The organism is Paraglaciecola sp. (assembly GCF_051252315.1).
Classification (GTDB): domain Bacteria; phylum Pseudomonadota; class Gammaproteobacteria; order Enterobacterales; family Alteromonadaceae; genus Paraglaciecola.
Genome location: NZ_JBPOFP010000250.1, coordinates 1 through 2,195, shown reverse-complemented (window position 1 = coordinate 2,195; position 2,195 = coordinate 1). Strand labels below are relative to the sequence as shown.

Here is a 2,195-nt window from a genome sequence, read left to right as displayed (position 1 = left end):
ACTGGCGCGACGACCAGTGGCACCGGCATAGTCTTTAACGCAGTGAGTGCGCAGGCGAGCAGTGATGCGAGCGTGACGGTCAAGCTATCGACCAAGCAGCAATATGAAGAGGTGTCCATTGATATCGTGGTGCGCTCGCACTATGGCAATAACTATGGCGGCGCAGCGAAAGGTATTTTCCAACTTGTTGATAGTGATGGCAAAGTGGTTAGTGAAATACAGTGGCAGCAGAAAGATAGCATAGGTAACGGCAGCTTTAATGCGAACAACGAGACGATCAGTATTAGCGGATCAGGTAAAGGCCTTACATTAGTTGTCAAAGATAATGGCAGCGAGCAGGGCAATACCTACGGTGATGACTGGGGCGTGCAATCGCTGAGTGTCACCACAGCGGTGAGTGCGCATCGCGACACTGATAGTGATGGCATCGCCGATTACCTGGATCTTGATAGCGACAACGATGGTATCACTGATAATGTCGAAGCTCAGAGCACGCAAGGCTATCAAGGGCCGACAGGTGTCGACCTTAATCAGGACGGTGTCGATGATATTTACGTCGGCGGTTTAACGGCAGTTGATACCGACAGTGACGGTGTGGCTGATTATATCGATCAAGACAGTGATAATGATGGTATCAGTGACATTGTCGAACGCGATGTGCAGGGCGCTAACAGCATTACATCCACAGAGGATACAGACGGTGACGGCTTATTGGATATCTTTGAAGATGGCAGCGTTGATGACGGTTATAACGTCTTTGATAGCAACGTCGAGGTCGATACCGCAGGTAACGTTATTCGTTATAACTTAGCTGATACAGACGATGACTTGTCAGCTGATGGCAGTGACGCCAATGGCCTGGTGCGCAATCTAGATTATCGCGAAGACTCCTCCATTGATACCGATAATGACGGCGTGTTAAATATAGTGGACCTTGATGATGATAACGACGGCATTCTCGATGTCGATGAGGGCTTTAGCTCACAACCTATTGTTAACACAGTGCAAGTGGATACTGCAGCGGCGTGGAACGCACTAGACATCACGAGCGAGGGAGCGGGAGTAACAGCGACAGCGACAGGGCTGACGTTTAACGCGGTGAGTCAAAAGGCGAGCAGTGCCTCAGCGGTTACCATCAACTTGGCGAGTGATGAAAAATCGCACGATGTATCTATTGATATCGTGGTGCGCTCACACTATGGCACTAACTATGGTGGTTTGGCGAAAGGTATTTTCCAGCTCGTAGACAGTGATGGCAAGGTGGTCGGTGAAACCCAGTGGCAGCAAAAATCCACTATTGGCAACGGCACCTTTAATGCCAACAATGAAGTGATTACGCTCAGTGGCTCAGGTAAAGGCCTCACACTAGTGATTAAAGATGATGCCAGTGTCACCGGCAACACCTATGGCGATGACTGGGGTGTGCAGTCAATGACGATCACCACCGAGAGTGCCAACGAGAGAGACAGCGACAACGATGGCGTTGCCGATCACCTAGATCTTGACAGTGACAACGATGGCATCACCGACAATGTTGAAGCGCAAACGACACAGGGCTATAAAGGCCCCAGCGGTGTGATCGCCAGCAACGGGGTCGACACCGCTTATACAGGTGGCTTGAGCGCTGTTGATACAGACGCCGATGGCGTAGCAGATTACATTGACAGCGATTCGGACGATGATGGCGAGCTAGATGTCTTTGAGCGCGGTGGCAATGGTCCCGACAGTATTACCTCGGATGAGGATACCGATCGCGATGGTTTACTCGACATATTTGAGGGTGCTGACAGGGAAGACGGTTACAATGTCAGCGATGAAAACGTGACGTTAGATGGTGCAGGTGAAGTGGTGAGCTTCAATTTGCGCGACACTGATGGCGATGCCGGTATCGATGGTAAAGCGGCCACTGGACAGGGTAGAAACTTTGACTATCGAGAAAACCCAGACGTAGACCCGGACGATGATGGCATCGCCAACATAGATGATCTCGATGATGACAATGACGGTATTTTGGACACCGATGAAGGCTTTAATGCCCAAAATCCAGACCCTGTCATCACTCAGCTCGATATCAATACCGCAACGACCTGGAACGCGCTGGATATAGTGACAAAAGGCACTGGCGCGACGACCAGTGGCACCGGCATAGTCTTTAACGCAGTGAGTGCGCAGGCGAGCAGTGATGCGAGCGTGAC

The 2,195-nt window shown here is 50.8% G+C and carries 1 pseudogene; it reads left to right on the top strand.

The annotated features are described in order from the left end of the window. Window positions 1–2,195 (top strand): annotated as a pseudogene (locus ACSHXM_RS21720) (hypothetical protein); the annotation flags it as partial.